The organism is Legionella hackeliae (assembly GCF_000953655.1).
In the GTDB taxonomy this organism is placed as follows: Bacteria; Pseudomonadota; Gammaproteobacteria; order Legionellales; family Legionellaceae; genus Tatlockia; species Tatlockia hackeliae.
Window position 1 is genome coordinate 2,216,877 of the sequence record NZ_LN681225.1, and the last position, 16,395, is coordinate 2,233,271.

Genomic DNA, 16,395 nt, shown 5'->3' on the forward strand with positions numbered 1-16,395 from the left:
TGCCATAGTTACCCACGACACCCATGGATCCCGCGGACAAGCCGTGGGACGTCGACTGTAAGATGAAATGTCAACAAACTCTAGTTTTAGCTTAAATCTTGGGAGTTAGATTTTCTTTGCGCGCGAATTAAGTTTTGTATTCAGCTCATCCAGACTAGAAACAAATTGCCCTTGAACTTCCTGAATGCTCATTATAAAGCCAGTCATTTTGGATTGTTTTAACTCTAGGTATTCGCAATAAACTCGCGGGTCAGTTATGGTGATATGAGCTACGTTATAAGGTGGCGCTGTTTTTAAATCAATCCCCTTTATACGTCCAGATGCTCCTATAAAATCAGGACTTACTTACCAGAGAGTTAGCAAAGTAATTTAAAAAAGGCTTTGTATTTTCCGCTAAAGTTTTAATCACCACAGGTTGAAATACACACCTTTATCTTCCTCAGGCGCTCTGTAGGAGCTTACGGGGTTAGAAATTCCGTTTAAATTGGGAGTAAAACCAGGATTAACTTTTCTACTATAAGTATCTTGCACAGCATCAACTGTGTTTATCTGGCAGGGTCGATTGTTTATCTGGAGTGAGGGACTCACGATAGATTGTAAAGCTTGGGGCTGAATACCAGGACACATGGAAGAGCTAGGAATATTTAAATCCCCTAAACAAAAACCATCAAAATTAGCATAAAAGTTAGCGGTTGCTTGTTGCGCCTTAAAATCCCCATGAACATTGGCGACAGGAATAGATGCTCCATCCGCAGCAGTGACGTTATAGACAGCTGCACGATTATTTAATTGAAGGGTCGGGCTACCAGAGACAGTAAACATCTTTGGGTTATATAATAAAGAAGTACCAAACTCATGAGTACCTGTCTTTGACCATTGAGTGGCTAAACTATCGACATCAATAAGCTTCGAAGCTTTATCAAGACTTTTCAATTTATTGATTAAAAATCCGAAATTTGCTGTACCTGGAGCCGGAACTTCCTGCAGCGCCAGCATCCCCACTCCTTTTTGAAACATGTCATAAATATATTCAGCCATGTGCTCCATTTGTGCCTTGCCGTCTTTCGGTAAACTGGTAACACCATTTACCAGGGCCGGAGGAGCTAAAGGAGAGCCCGGATTTAGTATATTGATTGTCCCTATAGCGCCCCACAATGTATTTTGAATAATTGGAGGATGGTCCGTAATTGGTCGGGTTACGCTTGTATTTACCGTTTTAAATGTGAAGTTTGGGACTTCGAGTTTTAAATTCTTTAACGGTATATGAGGCATGGTCTACGCATTTAAAACAATCGATATGTACTTTAATTTTACATAAATCATTGAAACGAGTCCATCTAAAGCGGTTGAATGCCGCTAAGAAATTGTCCCTGTCCCCATTTTAAACCCAAACTTTGTAAAACCCCCCATTGATCCTGTGTTTCTATAAAGGTAGCAATGACCTTAATATCCAGAATTTTTGCCATTTCGTTAAAATAATGAATAAAAAATTGTTTATTCTGATTTTCGGTCACATCACAAAATAAACTACCATGCAATTTTATATAATTAATCGGTAATTCATTTAAATAATGCATCTGTGAAAAGTTAACCCCAACCTGATCAATCCCCACTGTAATACTTAACTTTTGTAAGGATTGCACAAACAATAATGTCTTGGAAAAATTCTTTAAGACGGCCTTTTCATTAAATTCAATATGCAAACGCTTGCGCAGTTCTATTGGTAATTGTTCGAGTTTATCTAAATAGCTTGAGCGATAGTTGGTATTAGTAATTGTTTCCTCCGTGATATTTAAAGCCAACGGAGTTTGGTTTAACAGATTTGCGGTAATCACTTTTGATAAAACAACTTGGTCAATCAAATAAGCGACTCCCTCTTTTTCCGCAATCGGCATAAAATAACCTGCATTGATTTCTTTCCCTGCTTCATTGAGACGAACAAATACTTCTTGATGTAATTTTCCTTGAATCGCAACAACCCATTGGCCATACAATGAAAAACGTAGTTCGGACAATGCTGCAGTAATGGCATCTTTGGTGATATTTACCGAAGGTATCGACAGTTGGGGACTGTAGGCCAGTTTACTCGGTTCATGCCGAGCTATTTTTAACAAGCGATCGGCCTCAATTAATAGTTCAGTCGATGTTTGTTGAAAAGAATAGGACAGTGCAGCAATAGCTACCTCACATGAAGGATAAGCGTTTATTAGTTTTTGAATAGTTTGATTGAATGATTCGCAGTTTTTAATAAACACATCTGGATCGTGTTCTTGTATTAATAATCCAAAATTGGTGCCGCTAATTCTTGAGATATTAATAGCAACAGAATTTGTCCAGAATCTCGTACAACCATCGGCAATATCGCATAAAACTTTATCCCCTTGCTGGAATCCTTGTTCTTTATTCACACTCTCTAATCCATCTACAGCAACCAGGATCATAAAACCGGGTGCAAATTCCTTTTCATCACTTAATAATGACGTTAACTGTTGTAAAAAATAACGACGGTTACCTAGATTTGTTAATGGATCTTGAAGCGACTGGTCGCTTAGTTTTTCCATTTGTTCCAGTTGATCATTAAAAATTTCTTTAATTCGCCTGACCATCTTGTTCATAGCCAGAGTGACCTGTCTTAACTCAGGTGTTTTAGGAATTTCTTTCTGAATTGGGAATTTGCGCAAACAAATCTCTTGTGCTTGTTGAGTTACACGTTTAAGAGGTTTCAGCAACCAATGAATGAAAAAATAAATAATAAACAAAGAAATCACGGCAAAAATGGCATACCAAACTGTCAGGTAAAAAGCATTGTTCCATAATGCATGTAACGCATAATTGGAATCGGTTGTAACAAATACTTCACCAACCTGATTCCATCCCCTCATTACAATAGACGATTGAATAACAGGCTGCCATTGAACCAGTTTATAAAACCAATTAGGCACCGTTTTCTTGTGTTCAGTCGAAGCGTAACGTGAAGCCAATAGTCTCCCATTAAGATCACGCACTTCAATCATAGAAAAATAACCACGATCAAACACTGCCTGCACCATGGAATGCATCAGTGCTTTATCATTTTTCATTAATGCTTGGGAAAGTGATAATCCTAACGACGTCGCTGTATCTTGAGCATTACTACTCAGCTGCTCAATAAAATAATTTCGTTCATTATTGAGTGTAATAAGATACGAGCCTATAAAAATTAACATTAATAAGCTTAATACAACGAGAGACATCTTCTTGGCTAATGTCATGAAATCACCTTTTTTGCATTCTTTGAATGAGATTTTGCCATTTACTTAAACGATTCGAGTCCCCTAAAAGCTTGTCTCGTCCACGTTGTTTTGCTAACCACAGCCCTCTACCATTAAAGCTATAAACAGGGGTTAAGTCTGGTCGTTGCGATGCTGGTAGAATGCGACTTATTAAATTATCTAAAACCAGTGGCTCTGCTTCTGGCGTCGGGTAATATGCTAAAACCATATGTGCACGATTAAGTTGCAGGGATTTAACATAGGTAATGCGCAAACTAGACATAGGCACTCCCAGCGCCAGCAACGTAAAATATTTGGCAATGGAAAAATCTTCACAATCCCCTACTCCTGAAGCGATAAGTTCTTCAGGCGTTTTCCAATAGTCATGCCCCTGTGCATCGTCATATTGAAAAGTGAATTGATTAAAAAAGTCATTGGTCACTTTTAACTTATTCGTTATCGCCTTATTTTGATAAGTTAAAATTAATTTTTTCCATGCTGCAAATCGTCGCGCTATATCGCCAGTATATCTCTGCTGCGCTTCGTCAATTTGTTCGATTGAGATGGAAGAAGAATTTTGTGCAAAGCTATACCCTCCCTGGAATACCAAACCCAAAGTAATCAGTATGCTGGAGATTAAATTAAAAAAATGCTTTTGGCCTTCTTTTATAAGTAACCAGTCTTCCTGGTACATGAGCAACTTCCTTTAGTCTCTCCATGGCATTCCCTGCGTGACCTCGATATTCATAAGGACCAACTATTACATGGAAACAATCATTAACAAGCACTATACATGCATTAAATCCCAAGCCTCTAAGATGTTTCGTTAATGCTATTGCTTTTTCTTTCGCCGCAAAATACCCAGCGGAAACATACCAAATTTTTGGTGCAACAATAGGAGGTGTAGTCGTGTTTTTATAAATCGTAGCCTTGGTTAGCGGGGTGGTATTCATATTTTTTACAGGATGATCCAGCACTAATTGACTATCTGTTACGTCGTTAGGATATGGAATCTTATCCATTTCCTTATTCAACAGAATATGAGTCTGCGCTGAGCTAAAGACATCATTGTTTACTACATTTGCCGGTAATCTGAGTTTGAGATAAGACAATAACCTGCCCATACCATTCAATATACGGTAGCGAGAATAAACCTCATCATTCTCACCACGAGCAAGCTCAATTTGTGCCTGGTAAAATTCATTTTGTGAGTCAAGCAAATCCAGCAGTGTCCGTTTACCCACTTTAAATTGTTCCTGGTAAGCACTGCGTGTTTGGCGAGAAGAAACAACATGCTGCCTTAGTGGCTTCAGTCTTAAACCTGCTGCCATCCAGGCGTTCCACGACAGCCGTATTGACTCTTTCAAATCGATAAGGGCTTTGTTTTTTACCTCATAAGCTTCTTGAACTTGATAAGCGGTCTCTCTCACATGGGCTTCGTCTGCTCCCCCACGAAAGAGGTTATAATTCATGCGAATCATAGCGAGCCTATCGTCATTTCGTCCAATAAGACCATCCAAATTACGGTTTTGCGAGGCACTTAACACTAAATCCACACGAGGATAATAGCTTGCCTGAGCCACTTGATATTGTGATTTGGCTTCTTTTATATCGGCGTAGGTTGATCTTACCGTGGGGTGATTGTCCAGGCCTCGTTCAATCGCTTGTCCTAATGACTGAGGTAATTCGCTACGTGTTGGAATTTTAGGCCAGGCTAGTTTACCCGGCCAATTTCCCACTACTTTGGCATAATTGATTCTTGCTTCCTGAAGATTTGCTTCTGCGCTAATTTTATTGGCCTCTGCTAACGCTAAACGTGCATCTGCCTGGTCAAGCTCAGCTTCTCGAGAAATACCGGCATCACTTCGCTCTTTAATCATTGTGAATACAGAGCGATGTGCTTGATAATTTCTAATCGCATAAACATAAAGCTTTTCATGAAGAAGAACGAGCAAATAACGATTGACCACATCAAGCGCTAAATCCTCAGCAACACCTTGAGTTTTTAATTTCTGGGCTTCACAGAGATAGACATTGCGTTTTAACTCATAAGCAACACCACCACCTGCAAACAAATTTTGTTTGAATTCAATATTAGATTCGGTGCGATTTAAAATACGTTGACCAGGGCCATCAATTGCCTCTGTTGTTGGGTTAAGACTCTTTTCCCGACCAAACCCTCCCGTTACATCTACAGTCGGCCAGTAAGCACCCTTTGCTTTATCAACAGCTTGACGAGCAGACAATCCTCTTGCCGTGTTAAATAACACATCCGGGTTAGAAATCATCCCATGTTGAACAGCATCATACAGTGTTTCAGCGGATACCGAGCAAGTGATTATTAACCCTGCAATAATCCAAAAACACTTCGTTTTCATCTAATCCCTTTCTTTTTATTATTCTTATTTTGCTTAAATGAAAGCTTACATTACATTAACTATTTTTCCTATTAATTTTATTGTTAATATAATGCGTTTTTGCCTCTTTATTGGGATTATTATGCAACAAGATTTACCAGCGCTCACAGTGACCCAACTCAATCGTCAAATTCGCTTTTGGTTGGAAAATGAAGTTGGTGAAGTAGTTGTACTTGGGGAATTATCTAATTTAAGTAAACCAAGCTCCGGACATTTTTACTTTACGCTAAAAGATGCTTCAGCACAGTTGCGGTGTGTCTATTTTCGTAATTATCATTCCGCACAGAGTAGACAATTTAAAGATGGTCAACAAGTTTTGGCGCAAGGAAAACTAAGCCTTTATGAAGCGCGTGGTGATTATCAACTCATTGTACACTCACTAACTGAAGCAGGGTTAGGAGAACTCTACCGACAATTTGAAGAGTTAAAAGAAAAACTTCAGTCACAAGGATTATTTGCAGCAGAAAGAAAAAAAACTATCCCTCGTTTTCCTTCAATAATAGGTATAATTACCTCATCCACTGGTGCAGCCCTACACGACATACTCACTACCTTAGCCAGACGATACCCATTGGCTATCGTAAAGATATACGCCAGCGAGGTACAAGGTAAAGACGCCGCACAGCAGCTTATCAAAGCAATCAATAAGGCAAACCAGGATAAACAAGCGGATGTCCTTATTCTTGCAAGAGGTGGCGGAAGCATTGAGGATTTGTGGGCTTTTAATAACGAACAGCTCGCTTTGACAATAAGTCAAAGCACTATACCTATTGTTACAGGAATTGGGCATGAAACTGATTTTACCATCGCCGATTTTGTTGCCGATTTAAGAGCTGCAACCCCTACAGCCGCTGCTGAAGCCGTTACACCAAACCAATTCGAGTTAATCGTTGCCCTCCAAACACTTGAACGTCGAGCCATGTCTTTGATAGCACGCTTAACTCAACATAAAAAACTTCTGCTATCCCACAAAATGGCTAAAATTTTGTCTCCTCAACAGCTTATTAGCAAGCATTGGCAGGCCATTGATTTTTTAGAGCGACAACTCTACCAATCCATGCAGAATTTATTAAGAAAACAAAAGACGCAACTAACATTACTACTTACTAAATTACAGGCCAATAATCCCCAAACATTACTGCGGCAATTACAAAATCAAATTCATACAATCGAACAACGACTTATACAACTTATCACTATCAAACTGTCCCGATTAAAACAAACTTTTACAGCACAGCTAGCCACATTGCATGCAGTCAGCCCATTAGCTACACTGGACAGAGGTTACGCGATTGCATCCATCGATGAGAAAGTGCTCTACCACAGCTCTCAAGTAAAAAAAGGCGATCAGATCCATGTTCGTTTAGCTCAAGGTAGTTTAAATTGTGAAGTAATTAATAAAAGGGATAAACCATGAAGGATTATTTTAAATTTTTCCGTTTAATTTTTTTTGCTTTGTCTTTGATATACAGTCTGTTTGCCATGGCTGATGCACTCCCGGAAAATCATGCTGTGAATGGTGGTGTTACCATTATCCCTATTGATATTAAACAACAGCCTGAAATCTATTATGACAATAAAAAGATTGCAGTAATCCCAAGCATGAAACCCAATCAATGGTTACTTATTGTTGGTATACCTCTGGATAAAGAACAACCTATCCAAGAGCTAATCATGAAAAAACCTTATCGCATGTCGATCCCTTTTCACGTCACTGATAAATATTATGCAACCCAATATTTGACCATTAAAGATCAGAGTTTAATTAATCCTTCCCCTGAAGATCAGGCACGTATTGACCAAGAAACTAAGGAAATGGGGGCATTGTATGCCCAATACACACCGACCAATCCTTTTGCAGTAAAGTTCACCCCTCCGGCTCACGGCCCTATTACCAGTTTATTTGGATTAAAACGATTTTATAACAACCAATCCCGACCGCCTCACTCAGGCTTGGATATTGGTGCACCTGAAGGCGCACCTGTTCATGTGATAGCCAAAGGGAATGTTGTCAGCGCCAAGGAATATTTCTTTACCGGAAACACAGTCATCGTAGATCACGGTATGGGTTTATTTTCACTGTATGCGCATTTAAAAAACATGGATGTAAAAGTTGGCGATCAATTACAACAAGGTCAACAAGTTGGAATTGTAGGGAAAACCGGACGAGCAACAGGTCCTCATCTACACTGGTCAATGATAATGAACCAAACTTTGGTTGATCCACTACTTTTTGTTCCAGTCCGAATTATTACGGCGATACCAGCAACTGATAAAACCGCACAAAAACCGCAAAAACCAGCATTAGCGAATCATTAATAAGGAGCATCTATGCTTGATGAGATCAATCACAGTTTGTCAGTAATTATTCAACAAACACAAGCGAATATGAATATCCTTATTATCATTGTATGCATACCCTGGCTAGTCTATTTTATTAATGTATTCTTCAATAATCGGTTGCTTTATCTAGGAATTATTCCAAGACGGCTTCATGGTCTATTTGGCATTTTGTTTGCGCCCCTCTTGCATGCCAATTTTAATCATCTTTTCTTTAATTCAATTCCTTTACTTGTCTTAAGTAATTTTATTCTGATTAATGGTTTGACTTATTTTTTATATGTTACGGTATTGATTACTATTTTTAGCGGTCTTTTAATTTGGTGTTTCGCTAAACCTGGTATTCATATTGGAGCCAGCTCTTTAATCACTGGTTATTGGGGATTATTGGTCAGTGATATTTTGCAACAGGGCACAGTTACCGCCATTATTCTTGGGGTAATAAGTCTTTATTATTTTGCCGGGATTTTTTTAGGTATCTTTCCCAGCAAGAAAGGTGTTTCTTGGGAAGGGCATTTATTTGGATTAATAGCAGGTTTTGCCACCAGCTATTTAATGGGTTATTTAGGCCCGGTCTAAAGTTCAAATTTTAAACCCAAACGTTTTTCTTTCGCATTCTGATAAACCCTTTGCGCAATGCTAATATCCTGGATTGCTAATCCGACTGATTTAAAGACAGTTAATCTTTTTTTATAGTAAGTTGTATTTTTCTGAATCATATGACCCAATTCTTTAAGTCGAGTCTTGGTAAGGGCTTTACTGGAAATTGCATGAATTATTTCTCCAGCTTCAGCAAGAACCGCTTTTTTCTGATCCACAATGACTAATGCTTTTGTCAATATATCATTGGCAATTTCGCGCATTTCTTTTGTATGTGAACCAATCGCATTAATATGCACGTTGGGTTTAATATCCTGCAAATGAATCAGTGGCTCCGTGCTACTTGTCGCCGTACAAATAATATCGGCTTCTTTGACGGCATCTTTCACATTTCTATAAGTCTTTACTTCAAAATGATCTGCTATCGTCTCTGCAAATAACTTAGCCCTCTCGCGATTGCGTGACCAAATTGATACTTTCTCAATTTCTCGCACCGCAGCTATCGCCTCCAATTGTGTCACTGCTTGTACACCCGAACCAATTATGGCCAAATGTTTGGCATCTTCACTCGCTAAATATTTTGTTGCCAAACCCGATACAGCCCCTGTTCTTAGAGCAGTTAAATAAGTACCTTCCATAATAGCTTCTAATTCTCCTGTATTAACATTCAAAAGAAGAATAGTTCCATAAATACTGGGAAGGTCTTTTCTTACATTGTTTGGAAAAATAGAAACAACCTTAAGACCTAATGCTTCTTGCTTTGGCAAAAAGGCAGGCATAGTCAGCGTTAATGCATTTTTCTTTTCAATGGAGATAGGCGTTCTCAGTGGCATTATAACATCCTGTGTCGCTAATTGGATAAAAGCCCTTTCCATAGTCTCTATAGCTTCTTTCATGGAAATGCACTCTTTAATATCTTCTAGTCGAAATAACGTTAAACTCATGCAATACCCCAATCACGAAAAACCTTTATACCTAGCTTATACCAATTTTCATAAATATGAGACCCGTTTATACTGTTTCAGGATATTTCATAATCATAAGGAAATCGTATGAGAGTTAGAGCATTGGTAGGTATAGTTAGCTTGTCATTAGTGACATTTGTAGTGAATGCCAACTGGGTGTGTAATGTTGCCAATAAGCGTGGTGAGCACTGGACATTTACCGCACCAACTCAAGAAGGCGCACAAACCATGGCAAAAAATGCCTGTGATGCCAATAGTATTAATCCCAATAACTGCAATCCAACTTGTTTTGATAATGGTGTGGCTGCTGGTCGTTGGCATTGTGTAGTCAGTAACTTGAAAGGCCAGCATTGGTCGTTTTTTGCACCCACTCAAGAACAAGCGAATGCCTTAGCTAAAAATGCTTGCGATGCAAATAGCATTAATCCTAATAATTGCAACCCCACCTGCATGCCTGAGTAAAGTTGGCTTGTGGTGTTAATTCTGTCATATCATGAATGTGTGTTGGGCTAATGACTCTAGCGTTCTCATGTCAGCATATTTCTGGATGCCTCGGACAAGCCGAGGCACGTAGAGTAGTTCACTGCTTCTAAAATAACTTAGTATATTCTCTTCGCATTTTTTCCACCTGCCTCGGCTTCTTGGAGATACTCAGTTGAATGCAATCCCTATAAAGAACCCATGTTTTATGAACTACTCTATAGTATACTACTGCACCTGAAGTTTAGAGGTATCCGGCATTCTATGGTCAAACTAGTACTCAACCTTCCAAAAATCGAAAAAAAGCAAGCCTGGGGGCAGTTGTATGGCTGCAGTCTTCCTTTAGCTATCGCTGAATTTTGTCAACAAAAAACAGGCATAACGCTATTGGTTACTCCTGACAACTTAAGTGCAGGACAACTTTTAGACGAGCTGGCTTTTTTCCTAAATAAAGAAAATTCACCTGAATTACTCTATTTTCCAGATTGGGAGACGCTACCCTATGATCAGTTTTCACCTCATCAAGATATAATTTCTGAACGATTAGCCTGTTTAAGCCGCCTGCAACAAGTTTCTAATGCTATTGTTATCAGTTCCACTAATACTTTAATGCATCGTTTGTGTCCACCGCAGTTTTTACACCATCACGCCTTCGTATTAAAAGAGGGACAAACATTAAACCTGGAACTCTTCCGCCATCAATTACAAGAAGCCGGCTATCATTGCGTTAACAAAGTGTTAGAGCATGGTGAGTTTGCAATTCGTGGTGCAATTATTGATGTTTATCCAATGGGAAGTGTAGTTCCTTTTCGCATTGAGTTATTTGATGATGTTGTTGATAGCTTACGTCAATTTGACACTGAGACTCAACGTACTATTGCTAAAATTAATGACATCCAAGTTTTACCTGCTCGAGAATTTCCTCTGAATGAGCGGAGTATTACACTCTTTCGCAGAGCATTTAGAGAACAATTTTCTGGCAACCCAAGCCAATGTCCGGTGTATGAAGCAGTGAGTGAGGCACAATTCCCCTCAGGAATTGAGTATTATTTGCCTTTGTTTTTTGAGCAAACCGCCACTTTTTTCGACTACTTACCCAAAGATGCAAGTATTTGTCTGATTGAAGACATTCCTGAGCATGCCGAGCAATTTTGGCAAGAGGTAGAAACACGTTATGGACAAAGAAGTTATGACATTACTCGCCCTATTCTCAAACCAGCTAGCTGTTTTCTCACACCAACAGAATTACTCACTCATGCTAATCAGTATCAACAAATTCGCTGTCATCATGAAACCGTTGATAGAAAAGGCATCGTATTTAATTTTAATATTGCCAAGGCCCCATCGTTACCTATCGAACGACAGTCAGAGAACCCACTAGCAAAATTTTGTGCCTATTTAACTGATAAAGATAAACGCTTTTTAATCGTTGCAGAGAGTGCCGGAAGGCGCGAGGTTTTATTAGATTTACTGAAACAGGCCTCCATAATTCCTAAAGTCCAATCCTCATGGAAAGATTTTCTTAATGACGATGCACCTATTAACATTACTACAGGTTCGCTCATTTATGGGACTGAATTAACAGAGCAGCGCTTGGCAATTATCGTGGAAGCGCAATTGTTTGGGGAACAAGCAATACCTCAACGACGCAGTAGCCAAAAAACGGTCGATCCAGACTTAATTATTCGAGATTTAGCTGAACTTCGAATTGATACTCCTGTCGTCCACTTACAATTTGGGGTAGGACGCTATAAAGGATTACAAACCCTGGATAGTAATGGCACGATGAATGAATTTCTGGTCTTAACTTATGCGGGCGATGATAAAATTTATGTGCCTGTAACTTCGCTGCATTTAATTAGCCGATATACAGGCATGGACAGTGAGCATGCGCCTCTGCACAAATTAGGTTCTGACCAATGGAGTAAAGAGAAAAAGAAAGCGGCGGAAAAAATTCATGATGTGGCTGTACAATTGCTTGAGGTTTATGCCAAGCGTGAAGCTAAACCTGGACATGTTTATCAATTCCCGCAAAACGAGTATAAACGCTTTGCCAGCGGCTTTCCATTTACAGAAACAACCGATCAGTTACGCGCCATTGAGCAAATTGTTAAAGATATGGAATCTTCCCGTCCCATGGATAGACTTATCTGCGGTGATGTTGGTTTTGGAAAAACCGAAGTTGCCATGCGAGCAGCATTTATTGCCGTACAAAATGGAAAGCAAGTTTGCGTGTTAGTGCCTACTACTTTACTCGCTGCCCAGCATTTTGAAACATTCAGGGATCGTTTTGCAGATTTCCCCGTAAATATCGAATTACTCTCACGTTTTCGTAGTAGTAAAGAATCAGAAAAAGTGATTGAGTCACTTAAAAGTGGGCAAGTCGATATTGTCATTGGTACTCATAAATTGTTCTCTCAAGAGACTAATTTTAAGAATTTAGGCTTGCTTATTATCGATGAAGAACATCGTTTTGGCGTTAAACAAAAAGAACATATTAAATCATTACGTACCCATATTGATATTTTATCAATGACAGCAACCCCGATTCCCAGAACATTAAATATGGCCATGGCTGGTATACGCGATATCTCTCTAATTGCGACCCCGCCAGCAAAAAGATTGGCGATTAAAACGTTCTGGCAAGAAAAAAGTGATTACATTTTACGCGAAGCAATACTGCGTGAAATTTTGCGCGGCGGCCAGGTTTATTTTCTTCATAATAATGTGCAAACCCTCGAGCGGGTTTGCCAGGATTTACAAACCCTGGTACCAGAAGCTAAAGTTCGCGGTGCTCATGGTCAGATGAGAGAGCGAGAATTAGAGCGGATTATGTCTGATTTTTATCACCATCGTTTCAATGTGCTCGTTTGCACAACGATTATTGAGACAGGAATCGATATCCCCACGGCAAATACTATTATTATTGATAGAGCAGATAAATTTGGCTTAGCACAACTTCACCAATTACGTGGTCGTGTAGGTCGCTCACATCATCAAGCCTATGCCTATTTATTAACCCCTAATGAAAAGTTATTAACTTCTGACGCAGTAAAACGTCTTGAAGCTATTGTTTCTTTGGAAGACTTAGGTGCAGGATTCACACTTGCTACGCATGATCTGGAAATTCGGGGGGCTGGTGAGCTCTTAGGCGAAGATCAAAGTGGTAACATGCAAGCTATCGGCTTCAGTTTATTTATGGAAATGCTTGATAAAGCGGTGAATGATTTAAAGGCGGGCAAAACACCCGAATTGGCAACCCCCATGCAACAAGGTCCTGAGATCGATTTGCGTATAAGTGCCATCCTCCCTGATGACTATATTGCTGATATACATACTCGTTTGATTATGTATAAGCGTTTGGCGAATGCTAAAGATAAGCAGCAATTGCGCGATTTACAGGTAGAGATGATTGACCGATTCGGTTTACTACCAAAACCTGCCAAAAATCTTTTACTCGTTACCGAACTTAAGCTGTTAGCTACAAAATTAGGGATTAATAAAATTAATGCCGCACAACAGCAAGGGAAACTTGAATTTAGTGAACAACCGGTAATTGATCCAGCCGTTTTAATCAATCTTATCCAAGTCCATGCCAAACGTTATCAGCTTGATGGTCCTACTCGCCTGAGATTTACGTTAGATAATACTTCTGCTGAAGAGCGTATTCATGAAATTCAATCCTTGCTGATTAAATTAGCGAATAAAGAAATGGAATGGTAATTCACAGCAGTTATGTTATCAATTAACGCATTGCATTTATTTGGGTCAATGTGTAAAATTAAAACCCTTTAACAATAGAGGGCAATTTATGGCTTTTTATATTTCGCCGGGTCTTATGTACCGACGCTTTAAGTCAGTGTCTCGAGCTTTTTCACGAGATAATGACAAGATTCACCTTGAGCAGTTAGACGATATTTTTGAGGTCTATACGCTTTGCACAAAACAGTATCTAGGTTTAGGAAGTCTCTTGCGCTTTATCCCTGGCACAAATGCCTATAAAGTTAGCCAACAGCTTTACGAAAAACTGGAACAGCACTCCAAAATATTATCACAAATAATTGATGAGTCAGCCTCGAAGTCTTCGCCACTCTTTTTAAATATATCGTTTACGCAGAACGTTCAAAAAGCCTATCTACGAAACTATTTTAGCCCTTCATTTATCTATTATGAATTCTTAGCGAATGTTACTAATGAATTTAAAAACCCTGGAATTTCTTATTCTAAAAATTTAAAAATTGATTTTAAAAGTATATTTTTGCGTTTTCCAATTATTAAGGGCCTTCTAGAAAGGAATGCCCAAGGTGAAATATCCCTACAAAAAACAGCAGGTCGTTTTATTATTTACACACTGTTAAATCCAGTCTCTGTCGTTCTAGGAGCATGGCAATTTCTCCATCTATTAGTAAATCGCCTATTGGAAGTAGGAGCAGCAAGAGGTCCTAATCCTTTTTCATTTATCGGTATAACACGCTTCCTATTGAAAGGGCTTGTGGGTTTAGTTTTTGGCACAATAGGAATAGCAATAAGCTTGGTTAAATCTTTAATTGACATCCCTGTTCACATTCTTTCTCCTGTCATTGATTCAATGAATCACTTTCGCGAAACTGCTGTTTATGCTTTTGAACATAGAGGCCAAGAAACTTTAGTAGCCAATGTCAGCGAATTACAACAAGTGAAGCTTCTTAGAAAACAAGCTAAAAATCGCGACAGCAGTTACGCAGCTATCACCAAAGAAACAGACTATAAAACTGAATATGTGGGCATCAGCAAGTTTAGTTTGTACAGTGATCAAGCAAATCCTGAGCAATTAGTGGCTATACGTGGTTCAAAAGAGAAAATTGCTAAGACTGCTTCTTTGCTTAAACTAGTCAGTTTATTTGCAGATAGAGATTCAGAAAAATTTAGTGATGAGACGGTTCGAGAAGCTCAAAAACTATTAAACATAACTATCTAAGTTCTAACACGCCGTGCTTTGGGCACGGCGCTAATTAGCCGTATCAATTACGAGCCTCCAAAGGTGTTTAAAGAGGGCACTTCATCTTCCATAGATGCAGCAAAAGCAGCCTTTTCTTGATAATGATAGCGAATACAATTAAGCCTGTTGATTAAGGACCCTTCCTCATTAAATTGAGGATGTATTCGAGCAGCTGTTTCCAACTCTTCTAATGTTGACTGAAGATCATCGCCTCTTTGCAGACGCTCAATCGCTTTAGCAACTATTCCATAGTGATGACGACGCCAGTGTCCGGTGAAAAATAATCCAACTGAAGGCAAAATCCAGTTCTGTTTGTTGTAATCGATAAGCAACTTTAAGGCATTCTCTTCAATCGTAGTCTCTTCGTTTGCTTGATTTTCCCATAAGTGATTATATCGATTGTACACTGGCTGACAGTTTAAACGATTATGAACAGCTAATTGATTAAGCTGATTTTTAACGTCATTAATACCCAACTCATCCAAAAATTTGCGTTGAGTTTCAGTGAAAGTAAAAACCGTTGGATTTTTTAAATAACGCAAAAGAGTTTCTTGGGCTTGATACAAATAATCTTTGGACTCATGCGCCTTAAGCTCACTAAACGGTAAGTCAGCCAAAGTATAAAGAGCAACAAAAATAGCTAAAAAATCTTTTGCAACATCAGCAGTTTCTAATGATGCAGAAACAGAGATTTTTTTCCTGGTGTAAGGACAAACCACGGTGGTTTCACCTAAGGCTTCTCCGTTATGTAATAATTTTTTTCTGTTTTCTTGGATTAGACTCTCTTGATGAATTTGCAGAAGAGTTAAAAAATCGCTCAAACTCATATAATGTGTGGGAGTTTGGTTTGCTAGAATAACAATCTCTATTATTTCATCGTGTAGAACTGGGGAATTTTGAGAAAATATGGTATCAAAAAAATAAGGAGTAGTGCGCGCCGAAAATACCAAAACATCCATAAATAGACAGAATTGTCGTATCGCCATTATATTCTGTCCTGTTTTTTTTAATAATATTTCTTTGTATTTTTGTTGCAAGAGGGATAAATCATCACTTTCTCCCAATGCTTCTAATGCGATACTGATCTGACTCCCATCACTACCATGCCGTTGAATGAGTTTCCGCACTTCATCTAAATTCTTTTGAAATGTCTCAAGTGTTTCTTTTGAAATTAAGCGAATTTCTTCAGAATCTTCATAGCAGCTAAAAAGAGGATCATCTGGGATTTCTTGTGAAGAAGAATCAATTAGAAATGTAGTTCTATCTTTGATCTTCTTTTTATAATGATTGAGATTAATAGGCAGTAAGTAGGACATAGGACTCCTCAGTAGCGATGAACTTATCAAATAAGACTGACTCAGATT

General features: G+C 38.8%; 12 protein-coding genes. 6 read left to right on the forward strand and 6 right to left on the reverse strand.

Going from position 1 to position 16,395, the window contains the following annotated elements:
* Window positions 1-405: 405 nt before the first annotated feature.
* From LHA_RS09840 to LHA_RS09855, 4 genes are all read right to left on the reverse strand, one after another.
* On the reverse strand, window positions 406-1,272 hold the full coding sequence (locus tag LHA_RS09840; protein ID WP_045106390.1) for a hypothetical protein: 867 nt from the start codon (window positions 1,270-1,272) through the stop codon (window positions 406-408).
* A 65-nt stretch (window positions 1,273-1,337) separates the two neighbouring features.
* Window positions 1,338-3,251 (reverse strand): bifunctional diguanylate cyclase/phosphodiesterase, encoded by a 1,914-nt coding sequence (locus LHA_RS09845; protein ID WP_045106391.1) that lies wholly within the window; start codon window positions 3,249-3,251, stop codon window positions 1,338-1,340.
* A 4-nt stretch (window positions 3,252-3,255) separates the two neighbouring features.
* Complete coding sequence (locus LHA_RS09850) at window positions 3,256-3,945, reverse strand: transglutaminase-like cysteine peptidase (protein WP_045106392.1); 690 nt, start codon at window positions 3,943-3,945, stop codon at window positions 3,256-3,258.
* Window positions 3,893-5,629 carry a TolC family outer membrane protein gene (locus tag LHA_RS09855; RefSeq protein ID WP_045106393.1) on the reverse strand — a complete coding sequence of 579 codons (1,737 nt, stop codon included), beginning with the start codon at window positions 5,627-5,629 and terminating at the stop codon, window positions 3,893-3,895. The genes LHA_RS09850 and LHA_RS09855 overlap by 53 nt, the downstream gene beginning before the upstream one ends.
* A 121-nt stretch (window positions 5,630-5,750) precedes the next feature.
* Between LHA_RS09855 and xseA the strand changes: the two genes are divergently transcribed.
* From xseA to LHA_RS09870, 3 genes are read left to right on the forward strand one after another with little or no spacing between them, the layout of a single operon-like run.
* Window positions 5,751-7,085, forward strand: a complete 1,335-nt coding sequence (gene xseA, locus LHA_RS09860) for an exodeoxyribonuclease VII large subunit (RefSeq protein ID WP_045107520.1) — start codon at window positions 5,751-5,753, stop codon at window positions 7,083-7,085.
* Window positions 7,082-7,987: a M23 family metallopeptidase gene (locus LHA_RS09865; RefSeq protein ID WP_052673672.1), complete on the forward strand. Its 906-nt coding sequence runs from the start codon at window positions 7,082-7,084 to the stop codon at window positions 7,985-7,987. Before xseA ends, LHA_RS09865 begins: the two co-directional genes overlap by 4 nt.
* 12 nt (window positions 7,988-7,999) lie before the next feature.
* On the forward strand, window positions 8,000-8,587 hold the full coding sequence (locus LHA_RS09870; RefSeq protein ID WP_045106394.1) for a rhomboid family intramembrane serine protease: 588 nt from the start codon (window positions 8,000-8,002) through the stop codon (window positions 8,585-8,587).
* Here LHA_RS09870 and LHA_RS09875 read toward each other — a convergent pair.
* Window positions 8,584-9,552, reverse strand: a complete 969-nt coding sequence (locus LHA_RS09875) for an ornithine cyclodeaminase family protein (protein ID WP_045106395.1) — start codon at window positions 9,550-9,552, stop codon at window positions 8,584-8,586. The genes LHA_RS09870 and LHA_RS09875 overlap by 4 nt on opposite strands.
* 108 nt (window positions 9,553-9,660) lie before the next feature.
* Between LHA_RS09875 and LHA_RS09880 the strand changes: the two genes are divergently transcribed.
* From LHA_RS09880 to LHA_RS09890, 3 genes are all read left to right on the forward strand, one after another.
* On the forward strand, window positions 9,661-10,035 hold the full coding sequence (locus tag LHA_RS09880) for a hypothetical protein (RefSeq protein ID WP_045106396.1): 375 nt from the start codon (window positions 9,661-9,663) through the stop codon (window positions 10,033-10,035).
* A gap of 282 nt (window positions 10,036-10,317) precedes the next feature.
* On the forward strand, window positions 10,318-13,776 hold the full coding sequence (mfd, locus tag LHA_RS09885; RefSeq protein WP_045106397.1) for a transcription-repair coupling factor: 3,459 nt from the start codon (window positions 10,318-10,320) through the stop codon (window positions 13,774-13,776).
* 88 nt (window positions 13,777-13,864) lie between these two features.
* A complete protein-coding gene (locus LHA_RS09890; RefSeq protein WP_045106398.1) occupies window positions 13,865-15,010 on the forward strand; it encodes a hypothetical protein in 1,146 nt (381 codons plus the stop codon).
* Window positions 15,011-15,057: 47 nt separating this feature from the next.
* Here the strand turns inward: LHA_RS09890 and LHA_RS09895 are convergent, their stop codons facing one another.
* Complete coding sequence (locus LHA_RS09895) at window positions 15,058-16,347, reverse strand: DUF5617 domain-containing protein (RefSeq protein WP_045106399.1); 1,290 nt, start codon at window positions 16,345-16,347, stop codon at window positions 15,058-15,060.
* Window positions 16,348-16,395: the final 48 nt, after the last annotated feature.